Annotated in this window: 16 protein-coding genes; 8 read left to right on the top strand and 8 right to left on the bottom strand. The window is 33.2% G+C overall.

The annotated features are described in order from the left end of the window. Nucleotides 1-34: 34 nt before the first annotated feature. The gene (locus JM80_RS06565; RefSeq protein ID WP_013620354.1) at nt 35-487 is read right to left on the bottom strand and encodes a GAF domain-containing protein; all 453 of its coding nucleotides are present in this window, start codon (nt 485-487) and stop codon (nt 35-37) included. Between the two features lie 178 nt (nt 488-665). On the opposite strand from JM80_RS06565, the gene JM80_RS06570 reads away from it, so the two are divergent. The 3 genes from JM80_RS06570 to JM80_RS06580 all read left to right on the top strand — a co-directional run bounded on the left by JM80_RS06570 (nt 666) and on the right by JM80_RS06580 (nt 3,805). After that, the gene (locus JM80_RS06570) at nt 666-1,070 is read left to right on the top strand and encodes a hypothetical protein (RefSeq protein ID WP_051456104.1); all 405 of its coding nucleotides are present in this window, start codon (nt 666-668) and stop codon (nt 1,068-1,070) included. A 119-nt stretch (nt 1,071-1,189) separates the two neighbouring features. After that, nucleotides 1,190-3,439 (top strand): TonB-dependent siderophore receptor, encoded by a 2,250-nt coding sequence (locus JM80_RS06575; protein WP_144709533.1) that lies wholly within the window; start codon nt 1,190-1,192, stop codon nt 3,437-3,439. Between the two features lie 12 nt (nt 3,440-3,451). After that, the gene (locus tag JM80_RS06580) at nt 3,452-3,805 is read left to right on the top strand and encodes a heavy-metal-associated domain-containing protein (RefSeq protein ID WP_013620351.1); all 354 of its coding nucleotides are present in this window, start codon (nt 3,452-3,454) and stop codon (nt 3,803-3,805) included. A gap of 74 nt (nt 3,806-3,879) precedes the next feature. Here the strand turns inward: JM80_RS06580 and groL are convergent, their stop codons facing one another. The 7 genes from groL to miaB all read right to left on the bottom strand — a co-directional run bounded on the left by groL (nt 3,880) and on the right by miaB (nt 10,704). Continuing rightward, a complete protein-coding gene (groL, locus tag JM80_RS06585) occupies nt 3,880-5,514 on the bottom strand; it encodes a chaperonin GroEL (RefSeq protein ID WP_013620350.1) in 1,635 nt (544 codons plus the stop codon). A gap of 105 nt (nt 5,515-5,619) precedes the next feature. Next, nucleotides 5,620-5,898, bottom strand: coding sequence for a co-chaperone GroES (gene groES / locus JM80_RS06590; protein WP_013620349.1), 279 nt, complete (start codon nt 5,896-5,898; stop codon nt 5,620-5,622). 140 nt (nt 5,899-6,038) lie between these two features. Next, nucleotides 6,039-6,389 carry a preprotein translocase subunit SecG gene (gene secG, locus JM80_RS06595; protein WP_144709534.1) on the bottom strand — a complete coding sequence of 117 codons (351 nt, stop codon included), beginning with the start codon at nt 6,387-6,389 and terminating at the stop codon, nt 6,039-6,041. 3 nt (nt 6,390-6,392) lie between these two features. After that, nucleotides 6,393-7,436 carry a hypothetical protein gene (locus JM80_RS06600; RefSeq protein ID WP_144709535.1) on the bottom strand — a complete coding sequence of 348 codons (1,044 nt, stop codon included), beginning with the start codon at nt 7,434-7,436 and terminating at the stop codon, nt 6,393-6,395. 4 nt (nt 7,437-7,440) lie between these two features. Further along, nucleotides 7,441-7,971, bottom strand: a complete 531-nt coding sequence (locus tag JM80_RS06605) for an LptE family protein (protein WP_144709536.1) — start codon at nt 7,969-7,971, stop codon at nt 7,441-7,443. Nucleotides 7,972-7,975: 4 nt separating this feature from the next. Then, complete coding sequence (locus tag JM80_RS06610) at nt 7,976-9,256, bottom strand: sigma-54-dependent Fis family transcriptional regulator (RefSeq protein WP_013620345.1); 1,281 nt, start codon at nt 9,254-9,256, stop codon at nt 7,976-7,978. Between the two features lie 5 nt (nt 9,257-9,261). Beyond that, nucleotides 9,262-10,704 carry a tRNA (N6-isopentenyl adenosine(37)-C2)-methylthiotransferase MiaB gene (miaB, locus tag JM80_RS06615; protein WP_144709537.1) on the bottom strand — a complete coding sequence of 481 codons (1,443 nt, stop codon included), beginning with the start codon at nt 10,702-10,704 and terminating at the stop codon, nt 9,262-9,264. A 144-nt stretch (nt 10,705-10,848) separates the two neighbouring features. Here miaB and JM80_RS06620 point away from each other — a divergent pair, with 144 nt between their 5' ends. From JM80_RS06620 to gldK, 5 genes are all read left to right on the top strand, one after another. Further along, nucleotides 10,849-11,610, top strand: a complete 762-nt coding sequence (locus tag JM80_RS06620) for a hypothetical protein (protein WP_144709538.1) — start codon at nt 10,849-10,851, stop codon at nt 11,608-11,610. A 53-nt stretch (nt 11,611-11,663) separates the two neighbouring features. Then, nucleotides 11,664-12,902 (top strand): LVIVD repeat-containing protein, encoded by a 1,239-nt coding sequence (locus JM80_RS06625; RefSeq protein WP_255436701.1) that lies wholly within the window; start codon nt 11,664-11,666, stop codon nt 12,900-12,902. 118 nt (nt 12,903-13,020) lie between these two features. Next, entirely contained in the window at nt 13,021-15,537 is a 2,517-nt protein-coding gene (gene topA, locus JM80_RS06630; protein WP_089118789.1) for a type I DNA topoisomerase, read from the top strand. Nucleotides 15,538-15,543: 6 nt separating this feature from the next. Further along, the gene (locus JM80_RS06635; RefSeq protein WP_013620340.1) at nt 15,544-16,701 is read left to right on the top strand and encodes a formimidoylglutamase; all 1,158 of its coding nucleotides are present in this window, start codon (nt 15,544-15,546) and stop codon (nt 16,699-16,701) included. A gap of 114 nt (nt 16,702-16,815) precedes the next feature. After that, nucleotides 16,816-18,174 carry a gliding motility lipoprotein GldK gene (gene gldK, locus JM80_RS06640; RefSeq protein WP_038504899.1) on the top strand — a complete coding sequence of 453 codons (1,359 nt, stop codon included), beginning with the start codon at nt 16,816-16,818 and terminating at the stop codon, nt 18,172-18,174. The last annotated feature ends 13 nt before the right edge of the window (nt 18,175-18,187 follow it).

Genomic DNA, 18,187 nt, shown 5'->3' on the forward strand with positions numbered 1-18,187 from the left:
AACAGCAATGGTTTATTAACAAAAACACAAAGTTTTAAAGAATTTTAGCAACTTCTGCACATACAAACTCTAAAAAGTCTTCATCTTCTTTAGAAAAAGGGTCAGGAGTGTTAGAGTCTATGTCTATTTGCCCAATGTTTTCTCCATTTACAAAAATAGGAATTACTATTTCTGCTTTTACAGTTATGCTGCAAGCAATGTAATTGTCTTGTGCTTGTACATCTGGTACAACAAAATTTTCATTAGACACTGCAACTTGCCCACATATGCCTTTGCCAAACGGTATAATTACATGATCTGTAGGTTCACCTACATAAGGACCTAATTTTAATTCATTTTTATCACCATTTTTAAAATAAAAACCAACCCAATTATAGTAAGGCACGTTTTCTTCTAATAATTCGCAAATTGCTAAAAGACTTTGGTCTCTATTGCCTTTGTTTTCTTCTATGATGTTTAAAACTGATGATTTTAGATCTTGTAACATTTTTGTAAACTAAAAATTTTATGCAAAAATATGCCTTAATTTTTAATTCTACATTATTATTTTTTTTGAATAAAACCAATTGTTAAATAACAAAACTAGAAGAGCCTACCACATTTAACGTTGGTTTGGCAACCAAATCTGTGTAAATAAGAGTTTTTTATTTACTTTTGTGCTTATAATGAAACAACTACTACATAAAATAACAACTATTGCACTTGCATTGTTAGTGCTGCTTTCTACAGTTTCTTTTGCTGTAGAAAAACATTTTTGTTGTGGAGAGTTAGTTTCAGTTTCTGTATATCCAGAAGATTTTGGCTGCGGAGAAAGCGCTTTTGTGCAAACATCTAACACTTCAGAAGACAATTGTTGTAAAGGTATTCTAGAAGCTGTAAAAGGTCAGGATAGATTAACAGTAGCATCAGACCAAAAAGAAAAAGTAATTACGCAATATGTTGTTACTTCAATTTTAAGCTTAACTGCTAGTGATTTATATGTTTTAGAGCAAAAAACTAGCGAAAAAAAATATGCGCCACCACTTCTGGTGCAAAACTTACAAGTATCCCATCAGGTTTTTATAATTTGATTTTTTTATTGGTTTATGTTTTACAATACAATTTGCTTTAACGGCAACTGTGTTGAGAGTTTATGTTGTGTAAACTTTTAAAAAATAGGTTTCAATAGTTAAAAAATCAATTTAAAAAAATGCAAAAAATAGTTTTTATTCTTCTTGTATTTCCGTTGTTTATATTTTCGCAAGAACGTGTAATGGGTACAATATTTGAAGAAACAGCTAAAGGAGAAACAGTGCCTTTAACAGGTGCAAATGTATATTGGCATAATACCAGTGTAGGTGTTATTACAGATATAGATGGTAGTTTTTCTGTTCCATATAAAAAAGAATATTCTAAACTAATAATTAGTTATGTTGGGTTTAAGACAGATACACTTACCATAACTAAACCAGGAAAAATTACCCATAATTTACAATCTACAAGTACTTTAGATGAAGTTACAATTACTGCAAAAAAAGAAGCTACAACCAAACTGTATTTAAAAGCAGAAAATACAATGGTTGTAAGTAGTGATGAGTTGCTTAAAGCTGCTTGTTGTAATTTGTCTGAAAGTTTTGAAACCAACCCATCTATAGATGTTAACTTTGCAGATGCTGTGTCTGGAACAAGGCAAATAAAAATGTTAGGCTTAACAAGTCCTTATATTTTAATAGCTACAGAGAACATACCATCTGTACGTGGTGCATCACAAGCGTATGGGTTAAGTTTTATACCTGGTACTTGGGTAGAGAGCATACAAATTACCAAAGGTATGGGAAGCGTAATAAATGGATATGAGAGTATAGCGGGGCAAATAAATGCAGAGCTTAAAAAACCTATTTCAGATGATGCTTTATTTGTGAATTTATATGCAGCAAGTAGTGAGCGTTTAGAGCTAAATACCCATTTTAATACTAAGGTAAGTGACAAATGGAGTACAGGCTTGTATATACACGGTAATAAGCATAATAAAAAGCATGATGTTAATAATGATGGCTTTATGGATATGCCAATATACAACCAAATTAATATCATGAACAGGTGGCAGTATATAGATATGGAAAAAGGAATTGGATCCTTTTTTAATATTAGGTATCTAAATGATGATAAACAAACTGGGCAGTTAAATTTTGATCCAGATACAGATAAATTAACAACCAATGCTTGGGGCAGTGAAATTAATACAGAGCGTATAGATTTTTCTGCAAAGTTTGGTTATGTTAATCCAGAATTGCCTTGGCAGGTTTTAGGTGCACAGTTTGCAGTAAGCAACCATAAGCAAGATTCATATTTTGGCTTAAATGTATATGATATAGAGCATAGCAGTGTATACTCAAACATTAATTACAACTCTATAATAGGAGACTCTAGACATAAGGTTAAAACCGGAATTAATTTTACGTATGATAAGTATGATGAATTAGTACTTACAGATAATTATGCGCGTATAGATAACTCTATAGGAGGTTATTTTGAGTATGGTTATGATAATTTAGAGAAGTTAAATATTACAGCAGGTGTACGTGTAGACAACCATAATAGACTTGGCTTTTTTGTAACTCCTAGGTTTCATTTGCGTTATTCTCCATGGGAGAAATCTGCTCTTAGAGCTTCATTTGGTAGAGGTAAACGTACAGCTAATATTTTTGCAGAAAACCAACGTATGTTTGCAAGTGGTAGAGTTATAAATATTGATGATGATGGCGGTAATATTTACGGTTTAGATCCAGAAATTGCTTGGAATTATGGCGTGTCTTATTTGCAAGGATTTAATTTATTTGATAAAAAAGGTGATATCTCTGTAGACTTTTACAGAACAGATTTTGAGAATCAGATAGTTGTAGATTGGGAAAACCCGCAAGAGGTTAGTTTTTATAATTTAGAAGGAGATAGTTATGCAAATAGTTTTCAGACAGAGTTAAACTATAATGTGTTTGGTAATTTTGATTTGCGTGTGGCTTATAAATTATATGATATTAAAACGCAATACAAATCTGCAAAGCTAGAAAGGTCTTTAACGCCTAAACATAGGTTTTTTGCAAATGCATCATACCAAACAAAAGGTCACGGTTTTATTAAAAAATGGAAGTTTGATGCTACCTTTAATTGGTTAGGTACACAACGTTTTTCTTCTACAGAAACTAACCCTGAAGCATATAGGTTGCCAAGTTACACGCCAAATGTAGCAACTGTAAATGCGCAAATTACTAAAGTGTTTTCTCCTAAGTTTGAGGTGTATGTAGGCGGTGAAAATATAACTAATGTTAGGCAAGATATGCCAATTGTAGGAGCAGATGACCCTTTTGGCTCTAATTTTGATACTACTTTTGTATACGGCCCAGTTTTTGGGAGTATGTACTACGCAGGGTTGCGATTTAAAATAAATAAGTTTAAAAAATAAAATATAAAAATTATGAGAAAAATAGCTGTAATAGTAATGATGTTGTTTGCTTATGTTTCTTTTGGGCAAAATAAAAATGCAAAAGCAAGTTTAGAGGTAGACGGGGTTTGCCAAATGTGTAAAGATCGTATAGAAAAAGCTTGTATAAAAACTAAAGGAGTAAAAAGCGCTATTTGGAATGTAAAAACACATGAGCTTAAAGTTATTTTTGATGAGCGAAAAACAAATTTAGACGCTATAGAGAGTAGTGTTGCGGCTGTAGGTCATGATACTAAAAACTTAAAAGCTCCAGATGAGGTTTACAATAGTTTGCATGCATGTTGTTTTTATAGAGATATAGATGTGCAAGAAGACCATAAAGAATAGTATTATAATGACTATAAAAATAAAACGCTCCAATGAAAATTGGAGCGTTTTTTAGTATTCTTATATTTTAAAGATTACATCATACCTGGCATACCACCACCCATTGGAGGTGCAGCAGCAGCTGGTGTATCTTCTTTAATATCTGTTAAAGCACACTCAGTAGTTAAGATCATACCAGAAACAGAAGCAGCGTTTTCTAATGCAACTCTAGTTACTTTTTTAGGATCTATAATACCAGCTTTAAGCATATCTGTATAAGTTTCAGATTTAGCATCATAACCAAAATCTCCTTTACCTTCAATAACTTTAGCAACAACAACAGAACCTTCTCCACCAGCATTTTCTACAATTGTACGCAATGGAGCTTCAATAGCTCTAGCAACAATTTGTAAACCAGTTTCTTCGTCTGCGTTTTCTGCTTTTATTTTAGATAAAACAGCTTTAGCTCTAACTAAAGCAACACCACCACCAGCAACAATACCTTCTTCTACGGCAGCTCTTGTAGCGTGTAATGCATCATCAACTCTGTCTTTCTTCTCTTTCATTTCTACCTCAGAAGCAGCACCAACATAAAGTACGGCAACACCGCCAGCTAATTTAGCTAAACGCTCTTGTAATTTTTCTTTATCGTAGTCAGATGTAGTAGTTTCTATCTGAGATTTAATTTGGTTAACTCTTGTGTCAATGGTAGCTGCATCACCAGAACCATTTACTATTGTAGTGTTATCCTTGTCTATAGATACTTTTTCACAAGTACCAAGCATATCTAAAGTAGCGCTTTCTAAAGAAAAACCTCTTTCTTCAGATATAACAGTACCGCCAGTTAAAATGGCAATATCTTCTAACATTGCTTTACGTCTGTCTCCAAATCCAGGAGCTTTTACAGCAGCAATTTTTAAAGATCCACGTAACTTGTTAACTACTAAAGTAGCTAAAGCTTCACCATCTACATCTTCAGAAATAATTAATAAAGGTTTACCAGATTGAGCTACTGGCTCTAATACAGGTAAAAGATCTTTCATTGCAGATATTTTCTTATCAAACAATAAAATGTATGGGTTTTCTAACTCGGCAACCATCTTTTCAGAATCTGTTACAAAATAAGGAGAAAGGTAACCTCTGTCAAACTGCATACCTTCTACAACATCTACATAAGTATCTGTTCCTTTAGCTTCTTCTACAGTAATAACACCTTCTTTACCAACTTTACCAAAAGCTTGTGCAATTAGTTCGCCAATAGTTTCGTCGTTATTTGCAGAGATAGATGCAACTTGTTTAATTTTATCAGATGAATCACCAACTTTTTTAGATTGTTTAGCAAGGTCTTCTACAATAGCTTCAACAGCTTTGTCTATACCTCTTTTTAAATCCATTGGGTTTGCACCTGCTGCAACGTTTTTAAGACCTTCTTTTACTATAGATTGTGCTAAAACTGTAGCGGTTGTAGTACCGTCACCAGCTAAATCATTAGTTTTAGAAGCAACTTCTTTAACCATTTGTGCTCCCATATTTTCTAAAGGATCAGCAAGCTCTATTTCTTTAGCTACAGATACACCATCTTTAGTTACTGTTGGAGCTCCAAAAGACTTGCTAATAATTACGTTTCTTCCTTTAGGGCCTAATGTTACTTTTACTGCGTTTGCTAAAGCGTCTACACCTCTTTTAAGGCCGTCTCTAGCTTCAATGTCAAATTTAATATCTTTTGCCATCTTTGTTTATGTGTTTTTTAAGTTTAGTCTTTAGTTTTAACTAAAGACATAAGTTTGATTATTAATTTAGAGCTAAAAGCCATAGGCTATTAGCAAATAGCTGTTTTAGATAATAGCTAAAATGTCGCTTTCTCTCATCATTAAATAGTCAGAACCTTCTAACTTTAACTCTGTACCGGCATATTTACCGTAAAGTACAGTGTCACCAATTTTTACAGTTATTTTTTCATCTTTAGTTCCTGGGCCAACAGCAACTACTTTACCTTGTTGAGGTTTTTCTTTAGCAGTGTCTGGAATTATTAATCCAGAAGCTGTTTTAGTTTCTGCTGCCATCGGTTCAATTAGCACTCTATCTGCCAATGGTTTAATGTTAACTTTAGCCATATTTTATGATTTTTAATATTAATTTTTCTGGTGTTACATAGGCAGAAATTGTGCCATAGCGTAAAACTGACAAGTTGTAAAACAAAAAATGCCAGCTTGTCATAAGCTGGCATTTTTGATATATTTTAAAAGGTACGTTTTTACTTAATGCTGTCCATTAAGTTAGTGTCTGTACTTGAAGGAGTAGCTGTATTTGTAGTAGCAGGAGCTTCTGTATTTTTTTCTTGTAATAATTTAGAATCAGAGTTGCTTCCTTTGCCTGGTAATGCAACGTTAGACATTAAAATTAGTATAACTAATAGTGCAGCTAAAGTCCAAGTACTTTTATCTAAAAAATCCCCAGTCTTTTTAACACCGCCAACTACTTGGTTGCCACCACCACCAAAAGAAGAAGATAAACCACCACCTTTTGGGTTTTGTACCATAATTACCAACATTAGTAAAAGTGATACTATAATAATAAGAACTAAAAATATTGTAAACGTACTCATCTGTTATATGTTTTCTTTTTGAATTTTTTCTACCGATTTTATTCGGTTTGCAAAGAAACTACTTTTTTCTGGATATTTCAAACTTAAAATCTTATAAGCTTGAATTGCCTTTTTGTATTTTTTTTGCTCTAAATATACCTTTGCAAGAGTCTCGGTCATTAACTCATCTTTATTGAGTTTTACAGAGCTAGAAATATCTACTTTGGTTTCTATGTTTTTTGTAGGTGTAATTTTAGGATTGGTTTTTATAAACTTATCTATTAAATCAAATTTTTTATTTTTTTTTTGCTTAGGCTTTTTGTTTTCTAAAGTTGTTTTAGTTTCCTCTTCTCGGGTGTTTTCTTCTTTAGTAGTTTCGGCTGTTTCTTTATTAACCTTAGGGTTTGTAAGCTCTAACCATTGAGCAAAAGAGTATTTTTCTTTTTTTGTAAAGTGTAAAGGTTCTCCAATATTTAATTTTTCAGCTTCAGTTTTTTCTTCTTCAAGTTTTTCTGTTGGAATAACCTCTCTAGTTTCTTCTACATTGTTTTTTAACGCTTCTTCTTGGGTTTTAATTTCTAACTCTTGGGTCTCATTAGAAATTTCTAATTCTTTTTCAGTTTCAACAACTTCTTCTTTAATTACCTCTTTGGTTTCAAAAAGAGTGTCGTCTAAAATTTTTTCTGCATCGTCTATGTTTTGTGGTAAAGGTTTGTCTTCACTTTCTTCTAACATATTTGGTGGCGAAGCAACTTCTTCAGAAACTACATTTAATTTTTTTAGATTAGCATTTTCTCTAATCTCCTTTATAGTGGTTGTATTGTTTAAAAATTCTGGAGAAGTAATAAAATCGAATAAAACATCTCTATTAGCAGTATGTGCAGCAGTAACTTTTAGTGCGTTGTTATACTTAAAACTATTGGTATTTTTTAAGCCTTTTAAGTGTATTGCGTGTGCTGCCTGAAAATAAGGGTAGTCTGTAATAATTTCCTCTAGCTGGTTAATTTGCGCTACAGAGCTAATACTTTCTGGCTTTTGTAATAAATGTGTAAAATCTGTTACTTTCATAAAACTACCAGTCTGCTAATGATTTGCTAAAAATATCTTGTGTAATACGCTCAAATAATTCTGTGTGCGCTTCAGATTTTACAGAAGCTAATAAAGAGTTAGCATCATAATCATAGAAGAATGAAAAACGCTGTTCAAAATCTGAATCTTCTTTTGTTTTATTGTAAAAACGTACATTAACCGTCATTGTTAGCCTGTTTTGAGCAGCAGTTTGTGCCGCTGTAGCTGTCATAGGAGAAATGCGGTATTCTACAATTTCACCTTCGTACACTAAATCTCCGTTAGATGGAGTTAGACTAAGGCTAGTTTGACTTCCTAATAAATCTTGTAAGGCATTTGTAAAGTCTCTATCTAAACCTGGTTCTACTGTAGACCCTGGGCTTTGTGAAGCATAATTTTGAAAAAAGTTTACCTGAAAAGATTTTGCGTCTCCAGTGCTACCTCCAGTAAAATTATAGCCAACACTTTTTAGTCCGCAAGCTTGTACAGTGCTAATTATTAGGAGTACAGCAAGTATGTTTTTTATGTTTTTCATCAAATTATAAATCAAACTGTTTTATTTTTCTATATAAAGTACGCTCAGAAATACCTAATTCTGCAGCTGCGGCTTTTCTTTTTCCTCTGTTTCTTTCTAAAGACTTTTTAATAAGCTCTATTTCTTTGTCTTGTAAAGATAGCGTTTCTTCCTCTTCTATTTCTTCTGCAAAGTGGTATTTGTCATCCTGTGGTATTACTGGTGAAATAACTTCTTCTCTTTCTCTTGAAGGATTTGGTAGATGTAATATTTCTGAAGGAGTGCTGTCCGCCTCTTCAAAATCATCATCATCGTGATTGCCGTATATTTTCTGAATCAAATGTTCGTTTTCTTCTTGAACCTTTTCACTATCGTTATTTTTCATTAACTCCAGTGTTAGCTTTTTTAGGTCGTTAAGGTCTGCTTTCATATCAAAAAGAACTTTGTATAAAATTTCTCTTTCATTGCTAAAATCGCTCTCTTTTTTTTCTTGATTTACAACTGCAGGTAGGTTGGTATTACCACCATTTGGTAAGTAAGAGTGTAGCGTAGTGGCAGAAATATGACGTTCTGACTCTAAAACTGAAATTTGTTCTGCAACATTACGTAATTGCCTAATGTTACCAGCCCAACGGTATTTTTGTAATATTTGCACAGCATCATCAGACAAGCGAATAGTTGGCATTTTGTATTTTTGACTAAAATCTGATGCAAATTTTCTAAAAAGTAAATGAATATCTTCTAAGCGTTCTCGTAAAGGAGGGAGGTTTATTTCTACGGTGCTTAATCTGTAATATAAATCTTCTCTAAATCTATTTTTTTTAATAGCCTCAAACATATTTACGTTTGTAGCAGCAACAATACGCACATTGGTTTTTTGTGTTTGTGAAGAGCCAACTTTTAAAAATTCCCCGTTTTCTAATACACGTAGCAAACGTACTTGTGTTGTTAAGGGCAACTCTCCAACTTCATCTAAAAAAATGGTTCCGCCATCTGCAACTTCAAAATATCCTTTACGGGTAGTTGTAGCACCTGTAAAGGCTCCTTTTTCATGGCCAAAAAGTTCACTGTCTATTGTGCCCTCTGGAATTGCACCACAGTTTACAGCAATATATTTTGCGTGTTTTCTGTGAGATAATGAGTGTATTATTTTAGGAATAGACTCTTTACCAACACCACTTTCACCGGTAACTAATACAGAAATATCTGTAGGTGCAACTTGTATCGCTTTTTCTATAGCTCTATTAAGTTGTACATCGTTTCCAATGATCTCAAATCGTTGTTTTATTGCTTGTACAGATTCCATTATATTTATTTTTTTACAATACTACCTAAAAGGGTTCCTGTTGTGCAATCTTCAATTTTTACTTGTACAAATTCTCCAACTTGGCTACCTTCTTCTTTAGGGAATACAACAACAGCATTTTGTGAGTTTCTGCCCATCCAATGTTCTGTAGATCTTTTAGATTCTCCTTCAATTAAAACTTCATCAATTTTACCTAAACGTTGTTGTAGTCTGTAGCCAGAGTGTTGTCTTTGTAATGCTATAATTTCTGCTAATCTTCTTTTTTTGTCTGCTTCAGGTACATCATCTTCTAGTTTACGTGCAGCCATTGTACCTGGTCTTTCAGAATAAGAATACATATAGCCAAAATCGTACTTTACGTATTCTAATAAGGAAAGTGTGTCTTTATGGTCTTCTTCCGTTTCTGTTGGGAAGCCGGCAATCATATCTTGTGAAATAGCACAATCAGGAATAATTTGTCTAATATTATCTATTAATGTAAAATATTCTTCTCTTGTGTGTAAGCGGTTCATAGCTTTTAAAATTCTATCGCTTCCGCTTTGTACTGGTAAATGTATGTGTTTGCAAATGTTATCATATTTGGCCATTGTTTTAACCACATCTAACGTTAAATCTTGTGGGTTAGATGTAGAAAAACGAATTCTCATTTTGGGTTGTGCAATTGCTGTCATCTCTAATAAATTAGCAAAGTTAACAGCCGTAGCTTTTTGCATTTCTGTAGCTTGGTTAAAATCTTTTTTTAAACCGCCACCATACCAAAGGTAGCTATCTACGTTTTGCCCTAAAAGTGTAATTTCTTTGTAACCTCTGTTCCAAAGATCAGTTACTTCTTCTAAAATAGATTGTGGCTCTCTACTACGTTCTCTACCACGTGTAAAAGGAACAACACAAAACGTACACATATTATCACAACCGCGAGTAATAGATACGTAAGCAGAAATTCCGTTTGTGTTTAAACGTACAGGGGCAACATCACCATAAGTCTCTTCTTTAGATAAAATTACGTTTATAGCATTACGGCCTTCATCTACCTCTTTAATTAAGTTAGGTAAGTCTTTGTAGGCATCTGGGCCTACAACCATATCTACAATTTTTTCTTCTTCTAAAAATTGACTTTTTAAACGCTCTGCCATACAGCCTAAAACACCTACTTTTAAGTGTGGTTTGGTTCTTTTAACAGCGTTAAATTTCTCTAACCTTTTGCGTATAGTAAGTTCTGCTTTTTCTCTAATAGAGCAAGTGTTTACTAAAACAAGGTCTGCATCTTCTAAAACCTTTGTAGTGTTAAAACCCTCTTCTGATAAAATAGAAGCAACAATTTCACTGTCAGAAAAATTCATAGCGCAACCATAACTTTCTATGTATAGTTTACGTTTATTGTCTTTTTTGTTCTTTAGTGTTAAAGAATTACCTTGTATTGTTTCGTCTATTACTTTCTCTTCTGCCATATCTAATTCTACTACTAGCTTGTAAAAGCACAAAGATAGTACTAAATATAAAAATGTGACAATTTGACAGTTAAATTTAATAGTTTTTTAGTAGTAAAATCCCAGTTAAGTTTATTTTTGCTTTTTTTTAAACAAATTATAGAGATGAATTTTTACAACGTAGAAGGGAAAATAATTACAAAACCAGCATTAGATTTTGGTGATATTTTTAATAAAAGTATAGAATTGTTTAAAGTGGTTTGGTTGCCAGGGTTTGTTACGGTGCTGTTTAGTGCATTGTTAACATTATTGCTTGTTTTAGTTATGTACACGCCTTTAATAGCACTTGGTATTTTTAATGCAGAAGCATTTGAAAGACAAGACCCACCTATTATTTATACTTTGTTTTCAATGGTTATAATGCCAATTATAATGATGTGTATTTTTGCTGCAAACCTGTTATTAATGGCTGGTTTCTATAGAATATGTAGGGCTAAAGATGCAAAACTAAACACAGATGGTCATTTTTACTACTTTAAAAAACAATATATGATAAAAGCTTTTATTTTGGCTTCAATAACTATTGGTTTAGCTATAGTAGGTATGCTTGCTTGTGGTGTAGGTTTAATTTATTTAGGTGTGCCATTGGCTTTACTTCCTGTGTTTTTAGCTTTTGAAGAAGAATTGTCTGCCCTAGAAATAGTAAAGGCTAGTTTTGCTTTAGGTAATAAAAATTGGTTGGTACTTTTTGGAGTTACCTTTGTAATGGGGTTAATAGCACAACTTGGTGTAATACTATGCGTAGTAGGAGTTTTGTTTACGGTAATGCTAGCAAGAATTCCTATTTACTACGCTTATAAAAATGGAGTTGGTTTTGCAGATGAAACAGAAGATAGATTAAAAGCGCTTGTACCTGATTTTGAGTAACCTACGCAACCTTTGTGTTTTTTGTGTATCTATTTTGTAACAACCAAAAAGATATGAAAATGAAAAAACACTTTAGTATATTGCTGGTACTTATAGCTACACTTTTTAGCTGTACAGACGATGAAAATAGTGATAAGTATGCAGATTTTTTAGTGGCAAAACCATTAAAAATTAGCTCGTCTGAGTTTGAGAATAGTGGAGATATTATTGCGCCAAAACCTATTGAAGAATCTGGTAAAATATATGCATATAACAATTACATTTTTATAAATGATAAATATAAAGGTGTACACGTTATTGATAATAAAAATCCAGAAAGTCCAATAAAAATTGCGTTTATTAAAATTGCGGGTAATGTAGATATTTCTGTAAAAGACAACTACTTGTACGCAGACAGTCTTGGAGATTTATTGGTTTTTAATATTGCTAATAAAGATAATATTAAACTGGTAAATAGATTAAAAAATGTACTTAAAGAAAATATTATTTGGCCTCTAGCCGATATTTATGAGTGGGATAATGCAACTACAGAGGACGAGGTTTTAGTTGGTTGGCAAGTAGTTACAGAACGTAGGTTAAAAGAAGAGGTGCAATTAATGTTTGAAGATGTAGCAGTAAACAATGCAACAGGTGACCGTAGTGTTGGTCAAGGTGGCTCTTTAGCGCGTTTTAAAATTGTAGAGGATTATTTGTACGCAGTAGATAACCACAATATAAATGTGTTTAATATTAAAAATTTAGAAAACCCTGTAGATTTAGAAGATGTATATGCTGGTTTTGATATAGAAACTATTTTTAATAGAGATAATCATTTATTTTTAGGGAGCAAAAGTGGTATGTATATATATGATATAACAAATCCGGAAACACCAACATTTGTGTCAGAGTTTCAGCACGGTACAGCTTGTGATCCTGTTGTTGTAGACGGAGATTATGCATACGTAACTTTACGTGGAGGCAATACCTGTGGGGCAACAGAAAGTGGTTTGTATATAGTAGATATAAGTACTATTGCAGATCCAGTATTGGCTAAACAATATCCTTTAGATGGCCCTTATGGGTTGGGAATAAAAGGTAATACTCTTTTTATATGCGATGGAGAATCTGGTTTAAAAGTTTATGATAAAACAGATGTAAACAACCTAAAAGAAATTAATCATTTTAAAGATATTGTAACTTTTGATGTTATTCCTAGAGAGGATAACCTATTAATGGTTGGTGATAATACATTGTATCAATACAAATATTTAGAAAATAATATAAGCTTGTTAAGTAGCTTAAATCTAGATTAATTTAATACAAAAACAGACAAAAGATCGCTAATTTAAGCGGTCTTTTTTTGTTGGTTTCTACCTTATAACGTATTAAATAAAAAAATTGCTATACTTTTGTACAACCAAAAACCAAAAAATGGCGAAGAATTTAGTAATTGTAGAGTCACCTGCAAAAGCAAAAACAATAGAGAAATTTTTAGGAAAAGATTACAAGGTAGAGTCTAGCTTTGGACACATAGCAGATTTGCCATCTAAAGAGTTAGGAGTAGACGTAGAAAACGATTTTACCCCTAAGTACGTAGTAGATAGCGAAAAGAAAAAACTTGTAAAAAAACTTAGAGATTTAGCAAACAAGGCAGAAGTTATATGGCTTGCAAGTGATGAGGATCGTGAGGGAGAAGCTATTTCATGGCATTTGGCAGAAGAATTAAAATTAGATAAAAGCAAAACAAGAAGAATTGTTTTTAACTCTATTACAAAATCTGCAATACAAAAAGCAATTGAAAACCCAAGAGAAATTAATTATAACTTGGTAAATGCACAACAAGCTCGTAGGGTTTTAGATAGGTTGGTTGGTTATGAATTATCTCCGGTGCTTTGGAAAAAAATTAAACCAGGACTTTCTGCAGGTCGTGTGCAGTCTGTAGCGGTGAGGTTAATAGTAGAAAGAGAAAGAGCAATAGAAGCTTTTACGCCAGAGGCTTCATTTAAAGTAGTTGCAGAGTTTAAAACAGAATCTGGCAGTAGTTTTTCTGCAAAAATTAATAAAACATTTTCTAGTAAAAAGGCAGCTCAAGATTTTTTAAATAAAAATATTGGTGCTAATTTTTCTATAGCTAACTTAGATAAAAAACCAGCTAAAAAATCTCCTGCAGCGCCATTTACAACATCAACCTTACAACAAGAGGCTGCACGTAAATTGTATTTTTCTGTGGGAAGAACAATGCAAGTTGCACAACGTTTATATGAGGCAGGTTTAATAACCTATATGAGAACAGATAGTGTAAACTTGTCTAAAGAAGCTTTAGATGCAGCTAAAGAGGCAATAATACAAAACTACGGTAAGGAATATAGTGAGGTACGTAATTATGTAGGTAAAACCAAAGGTGCACAAGAAGCGCATGAGGCGGTTAGACCAACAGATATGAAAAGGCAATCTCCTTCATTAGAAAGAGACCAAGCAAGACTTTATGAGCTTATTTGGAAACGTACTTTAGCTTCGCAAATGAGTGATGCACAATTAGAGCGTACCAATGTAAAAATAAAAGCAGACAAACATAAAGAAGAATTTACAGCTAACGGAGAGGTTATTAAGTTTGATGGTTTTTTAAAGGTATATTTAGAAGGTCATGATGATGAAGAAACAGAGGAGCAAGAAGGAATGTTACCAGCAATGAAGGTTGGAGAAGCATTACTTAACAACTACATTACAGCAACAGAACGTTTTTCTAGAGCTCCGTACAGGTTTACAGAAGCATCTTTAGTTAAAAAACTAGAAGAATTAGGAATAGGAAGACCATCTACTTACGCGCCAACAATTTCTACAATACAAAACAGAGGTTATGTAGAAAAAGGAACTATAGAAGGTGTAGAGCGTAAGTATACACAATTGGTGTTAGAGGCCAACAATGTAGAAGAAAAGAACTTAACAGAAACAGTTGGTTCTGATAAAGGTAAAATGGTACCTACAGATATAGGGATGATTGTAACTGACTTTTTGGTAAATCATTTTGAAACAATTTTAGATTATAATTTTACGGCTAAAGTAGAAGAAGATTTTGATGAAATTGCAACAGGAGATGAAGACTGGGGTAAAGTAATGAAAGACTTCTACAAAGATTTTCATCCTAAGGTTGAAGATGTAGAGCAAAATGCAGATAGAGCAAGTGGAGAACGTATTTTAGGTACAGACCCAAAAACAGGCAGGCAAGTTTCTGTACGTTTAGGTAGGTTTGGGCCAATGGTGCAAATAGGTACAGCAGAAGAAGAAGAGAAACCACAATTTGCAAGTTTATTACCAGAGCACTCCTTAGGTACTATTACTTTTGATGAGGCAATGGAGCTTTTTAAACTTCCAAAAGATTTAGGTACGTATGAAGGTGAAGAAGTATCTGCAAACGTTGGTAGGTTTGGTCCTTATGTAAAATTTGGTAAAAAGTTTATCTCTATGGAAAAAGGAGAAAGTGCTTTAGATATTACCAAAGAAAGAGCAATAGAGTTAATTAAAGAAAAACAAAAGGCAGATGCACCAATAGCTTCTTATGAAGATATGGAGGTTACTAAAGGTGTAGGGCGTTTTGGTCCGTTTATAAAGTGGAACGGAATGTTTATTAACGTAAATAAAAAATACGATTTTGATACACTTTCTTATGAAGATATTGTAGAACTTATTGAAGCTAAAAAGCAAAAAGAAATAGATAAGCTAATACAAGAATGGCCAGAAGAAGGTATACGTATAGAAAAAGCAAGGTGGGGTAGACACAATGTTCTTAAAGGTAAAATAAAAGTAGAATTGGCTAAAACAGTAGACGCTACTAAAATTACTTTAGAAGAAGCTAAAGCAATGATAGAAAAGAAAACCCCAAAGAAAAAAACCAAAGCAAAAGCAAAACCTAAGGCAAAAGCAAAAGCAAAACCAAAGACTAAGAAGTAAAAATATATGGCGTTCGATTTTTTGACTCCAGTGGCAGATAAAGTAATAGCTCATTGTGAGCTATTACCGTCGCAAGCATTAGGAAAAAAAATATATAAACACACAAAAAAAGAAGGATTGCCAGTTTTGGCAATGGCATCTATAGCTATAATTGGTGTAAACGAAGCCAGAAATGCTTTTGAAAAAAAAGCAGAACCTTTAGATTTATCTGGAGTTAGGCTAGAGCTATACAAACTAATGGTAGGTAATTGGAACTCTACCATTATAGATTTAGGAGATGTAGAGCCAGGCGAAAAAGTTAGTGACACATATTTTGTAGTAAAAGAAGTAATAGCTGGCTTAATAGAAGAAAATATAGTGCCAATAGTAATTGGTCCTACACAAGACCTAACATACCCTTGTTACAGAGCTTTTGACGGACTCCGAAATATGATTAACCTAGTAAATGTAGATAGTAGGTTTGATTTTGGAGATCATGAAGAGCTTATTTCCTCTCATTCCTATATGAGTAAAATTATTACAGATAAGCCCAATAACTTATTTAATTTTTCAAATATTGGCTACCAAAGCTATTTTAACTCTCAAGAAGAAATAGACTTAATGGAGCGTCTTTTTTTTGATGCTTATCGTTTAGGAGAGGTAACATCAGACATTACCTTGGTAGAGCCAATTCTACGAAATGCACATATTGTTAGTTTAGATGCACGAGCTGTGCGCGCAAGCGAAATGGGAATGTTAAATAATTTTTCACCAAACGGATTTACAGGAAGAGAAATTTGTGCCATTGCAAGGTATGCAGGTATAAGTGAAAAATTAGCAGTGTTTGGCGTTTTTGAAAGCGAAAACTCAAACCAATCATTTCAGTTAGTAGCCCAAATAATATGGTACTTTATAGAAGGATACAACTTTAGAGTACAAGAACTACCTTATTTAAATAAAGAAGCATTTACAAAGTATATAGTTCCGTCAGACTTAGAGGAACTAGTTTTTTATAAAAGTAATTTAACAGAAAGATGGTGGGTAGAAGTGCCATCAATTTTAAATTCATATAATAAAAACGAAATGCCTGCGTTATTACCCTGCACCAAGGCGGATTATGTTGAGGCTACCAACCAAAACATTCCAGAAAGGTGGTTTAAGGCATTTAAAAAAGGCCTCAATTAAAAAAATAACAAAATAACGTGTCTTAATACAATATTTCGTTTAAAACGCTGTTTTAATGATTGAATATATATGTTTAAGAACTAAATATCTTAAATCGAAATTTAACCTATAATTATGAAGAAACTATTGTTAATGTCCATGGGATTTGTTCTTTTACTTGGCAGTTGTGGTAAGTCAGGAACAAAAGGAGAATTGGTAGGAGCCCAAGGAAAAAAATGGTATCCGGAGAAACCTTATGGTATGGAATTGATCCCAAGAGGATCTTTTATCATGGGTAAAACAGAAGAAGACCAAGCGCAGGTTTTAAATGCGCCAACTAAAACTGTTACAGTAACTTCTTTTTATATGGATGATACTGAAATAACAAATAGTGAGTATCGTCAGTTTGTAGAATGGGTTAAAGATTCTATCACAAGAACAAAATTGGCAATACTGGCAGACGAGTTAGGCTTAGGTCCAGAAGATGGTGGTATTGGAGATTATGCATTTAAAGATGCAGATACAACTAAAATGTCTGAGTATGATAAGTATATGATGGACAACTACGGAGGTGGTGGCCCATTAGGATATGAAGGTAGAGCTTTAAATAAGGATGAAAAACTTATTTGGGACACGTCTGAATTTCCAGATGAGTACTATGTAGAGGTAATGGATAAATTATACATACCTGAAGAAGAAGCATACAACGGCCAACGTACTATAGATGTAACACAACTTATATACAAGTATAGTTGGATGGATATTGACGCAGCTGCAAGATCTAAAACTGGAAGCAGAAAAGATTTTATTAAGCAGACAGAGTTGCCAATATACCCAGATACAACAGTTTGGATTAAAGATTTTGAATACTCTTATAACGAGCCAATGCATAACGATTATTTTTGGCATGATGCTTATAGTGAGTACCCTGTAGTTGGTGTTACTTGGGACCAAGCAACAGCTTTTTGTAACTGGAGAACAAAATTAAAGAACGACGACCAAAAAAGTAGAGGTAAACAACCAGTAAACAAATTTAGATTGCCTACAGAAGCAGAGTGGGAGTACGCTGCAAGAGGCGGTATTGAAGGTGGTATGTACCCATGGGGTGGTCCTTATGTTATTAGTGACACAGGTTGCTATATGGCAAACTTTAAGCCACAAAGAGGAGATTACGCTGCAGATGCAGCATTATATACAGTAGAGGCTAAATCTTATGAGCCTAACGACTTTAACTTGTATAATATGGCTGGTAACGTGTCTGAATGGACAAGCTCTAGCTACGACCCAAGTACTTATGATTTTGTATCTACAATGAATCCTAACGGAGGAGATAGTGGAAACGCAAGAAGAGTAATACGTGGTGGTTCTTGGAAAGATGTTGCTTACTTCTTACAAGTATCTACAAGAGATTATGAATACAGAGATTCTGCCCGTAGTTATATTGGCTTTAGAACTGTACAAGATTATATGGGAGAAGAAGATTCTACCGACTAAAAAACCGAATAAA

Origin of the sequence: Cellulophaga sp. RHA_52, from assembly GCF_007827205.1 — a bacterium.
Taxonomy (GTDB): Bacteria; Bacteroidota; Bacteroidia; order Flavobacteriales; family Flavobacteriaceae; genus Cellulophaga; species Cellulophaga lytica.

What these genes read in the sequence shown, in the direction of transcription:
- JM80_RS06620 (WP_144709538.1), top strand. Translation starts at nt 10,849, where the DNA reads ATGAATTTTTACAACGTAGAAGGGAAAATAATTACAAAACCAGCATTA.
- JM80_RS06580 (WP_013620351.1), top strand. Translation starts at nt 3,452, where the DNA reads ATGAGAAAAATAGCTGTAATAGTAATGATGTTGTTTGCTTATGTTTCT.
- JM80_RS06570 (WP_051456104.1), top strand. Translation starts at nt 666, where the DNA reads ATGAAACAACTACTACATAAAATAACAACTATTGCACTTGCATTGTTA.
- gldK (WP_038504899.1), top strand. Translation starts at nt 16,816, where the DNA reads ATGAAGAAACTATTGTTAATGTCCATGGGATTTGTTCTTTTACTTGGC.
- JM80_RS06610 (WP_013620345.1), bottom strand. Translation starts at nt 9,256, where the DNA reads ATGGAATCTGTACAAGCAATAAAACAACGATTTGAGATCATTGGAAAC.
- groES (WP_013620349.1), bottom strand. Translation starts at nt 5,898, where the DNA reads ATGGCTAAAGTTAACATTAAACCATTGGCAGATAGAGTGCTAATTGAA.
- JM80_RS06575 (WP_144709533.1), top strand. Translation starts at nt 1,190, where the DNA reads ATGCAAAAAATAGTTTTTATTCTTCTTGTATTTCCGTTGTTTATATTT.
- JM80_RS06635 (WP_013620340.1), top strand. Translation starts at nt 15,544, where the DNA reads ATGGCGTTCGATTTTTTGACTCCAGTGGCAGATAAAGTAATAGCTCAT.
- secG (WP_144709534.1), bottom strand. Translation starts at nt 6,389, where the DNA reads ATGAGTACGTTTACAATATTTTTAGTTCTTATTATTATAGTATCACTT.
- miaB (WP_144709537.1), bottom strand. Translation starts at nt 10,704, where the DNA reads ATGGCAGAAGAGAAAGTAATAGACGAAACAATACAAGGTAATTCTTTA.
- JM80_RS06605 (WP_144709536.1), bottom strand. Translation starts at nt 7,971, where the DNA reads ATGAAAAACATAAAAAACATACTTGCTGTACTCCTAATAATTAGCACT.
- JM80_RS06625 (WP_255436701.1), top strand. Translation starts at nt 11,664, where the DNA reads ATGAAAATGAAAAAACACTTTAGTATATTGCTGGTACTTATAGCTACA.
- groL (WP_013620350.1), bottom strand. Translation starts at nt 5,514, where the DNA reads ATGGCAAAAGATATTAAATTTGACATTGAAGCTAGAGACGGCCTTAAA.
- topA (WP_089118789.1), top strand. Translation starts at nt 13,021, where the DNA reads ATGGCGAAGAATTTAGTAATTGTAGAGTCACCTGCAAAAGCAAAAACA.
- JM80_RS06600 (WP_144709535.1), bottom strand. Translation starts at nt 7,436, where the DNA reads ATGAAAGTAACAGATTTTACACATTTATTACAAAAGCCAGAAAGTATT.
- JM80_RS06565 (WP_013620354.1), bottom strand. Translation starts at nt 487, where the DNA reads ATGTTACAAGATCTAAAATCATCAGTTTTAAACATCATAGAAGAAAAC.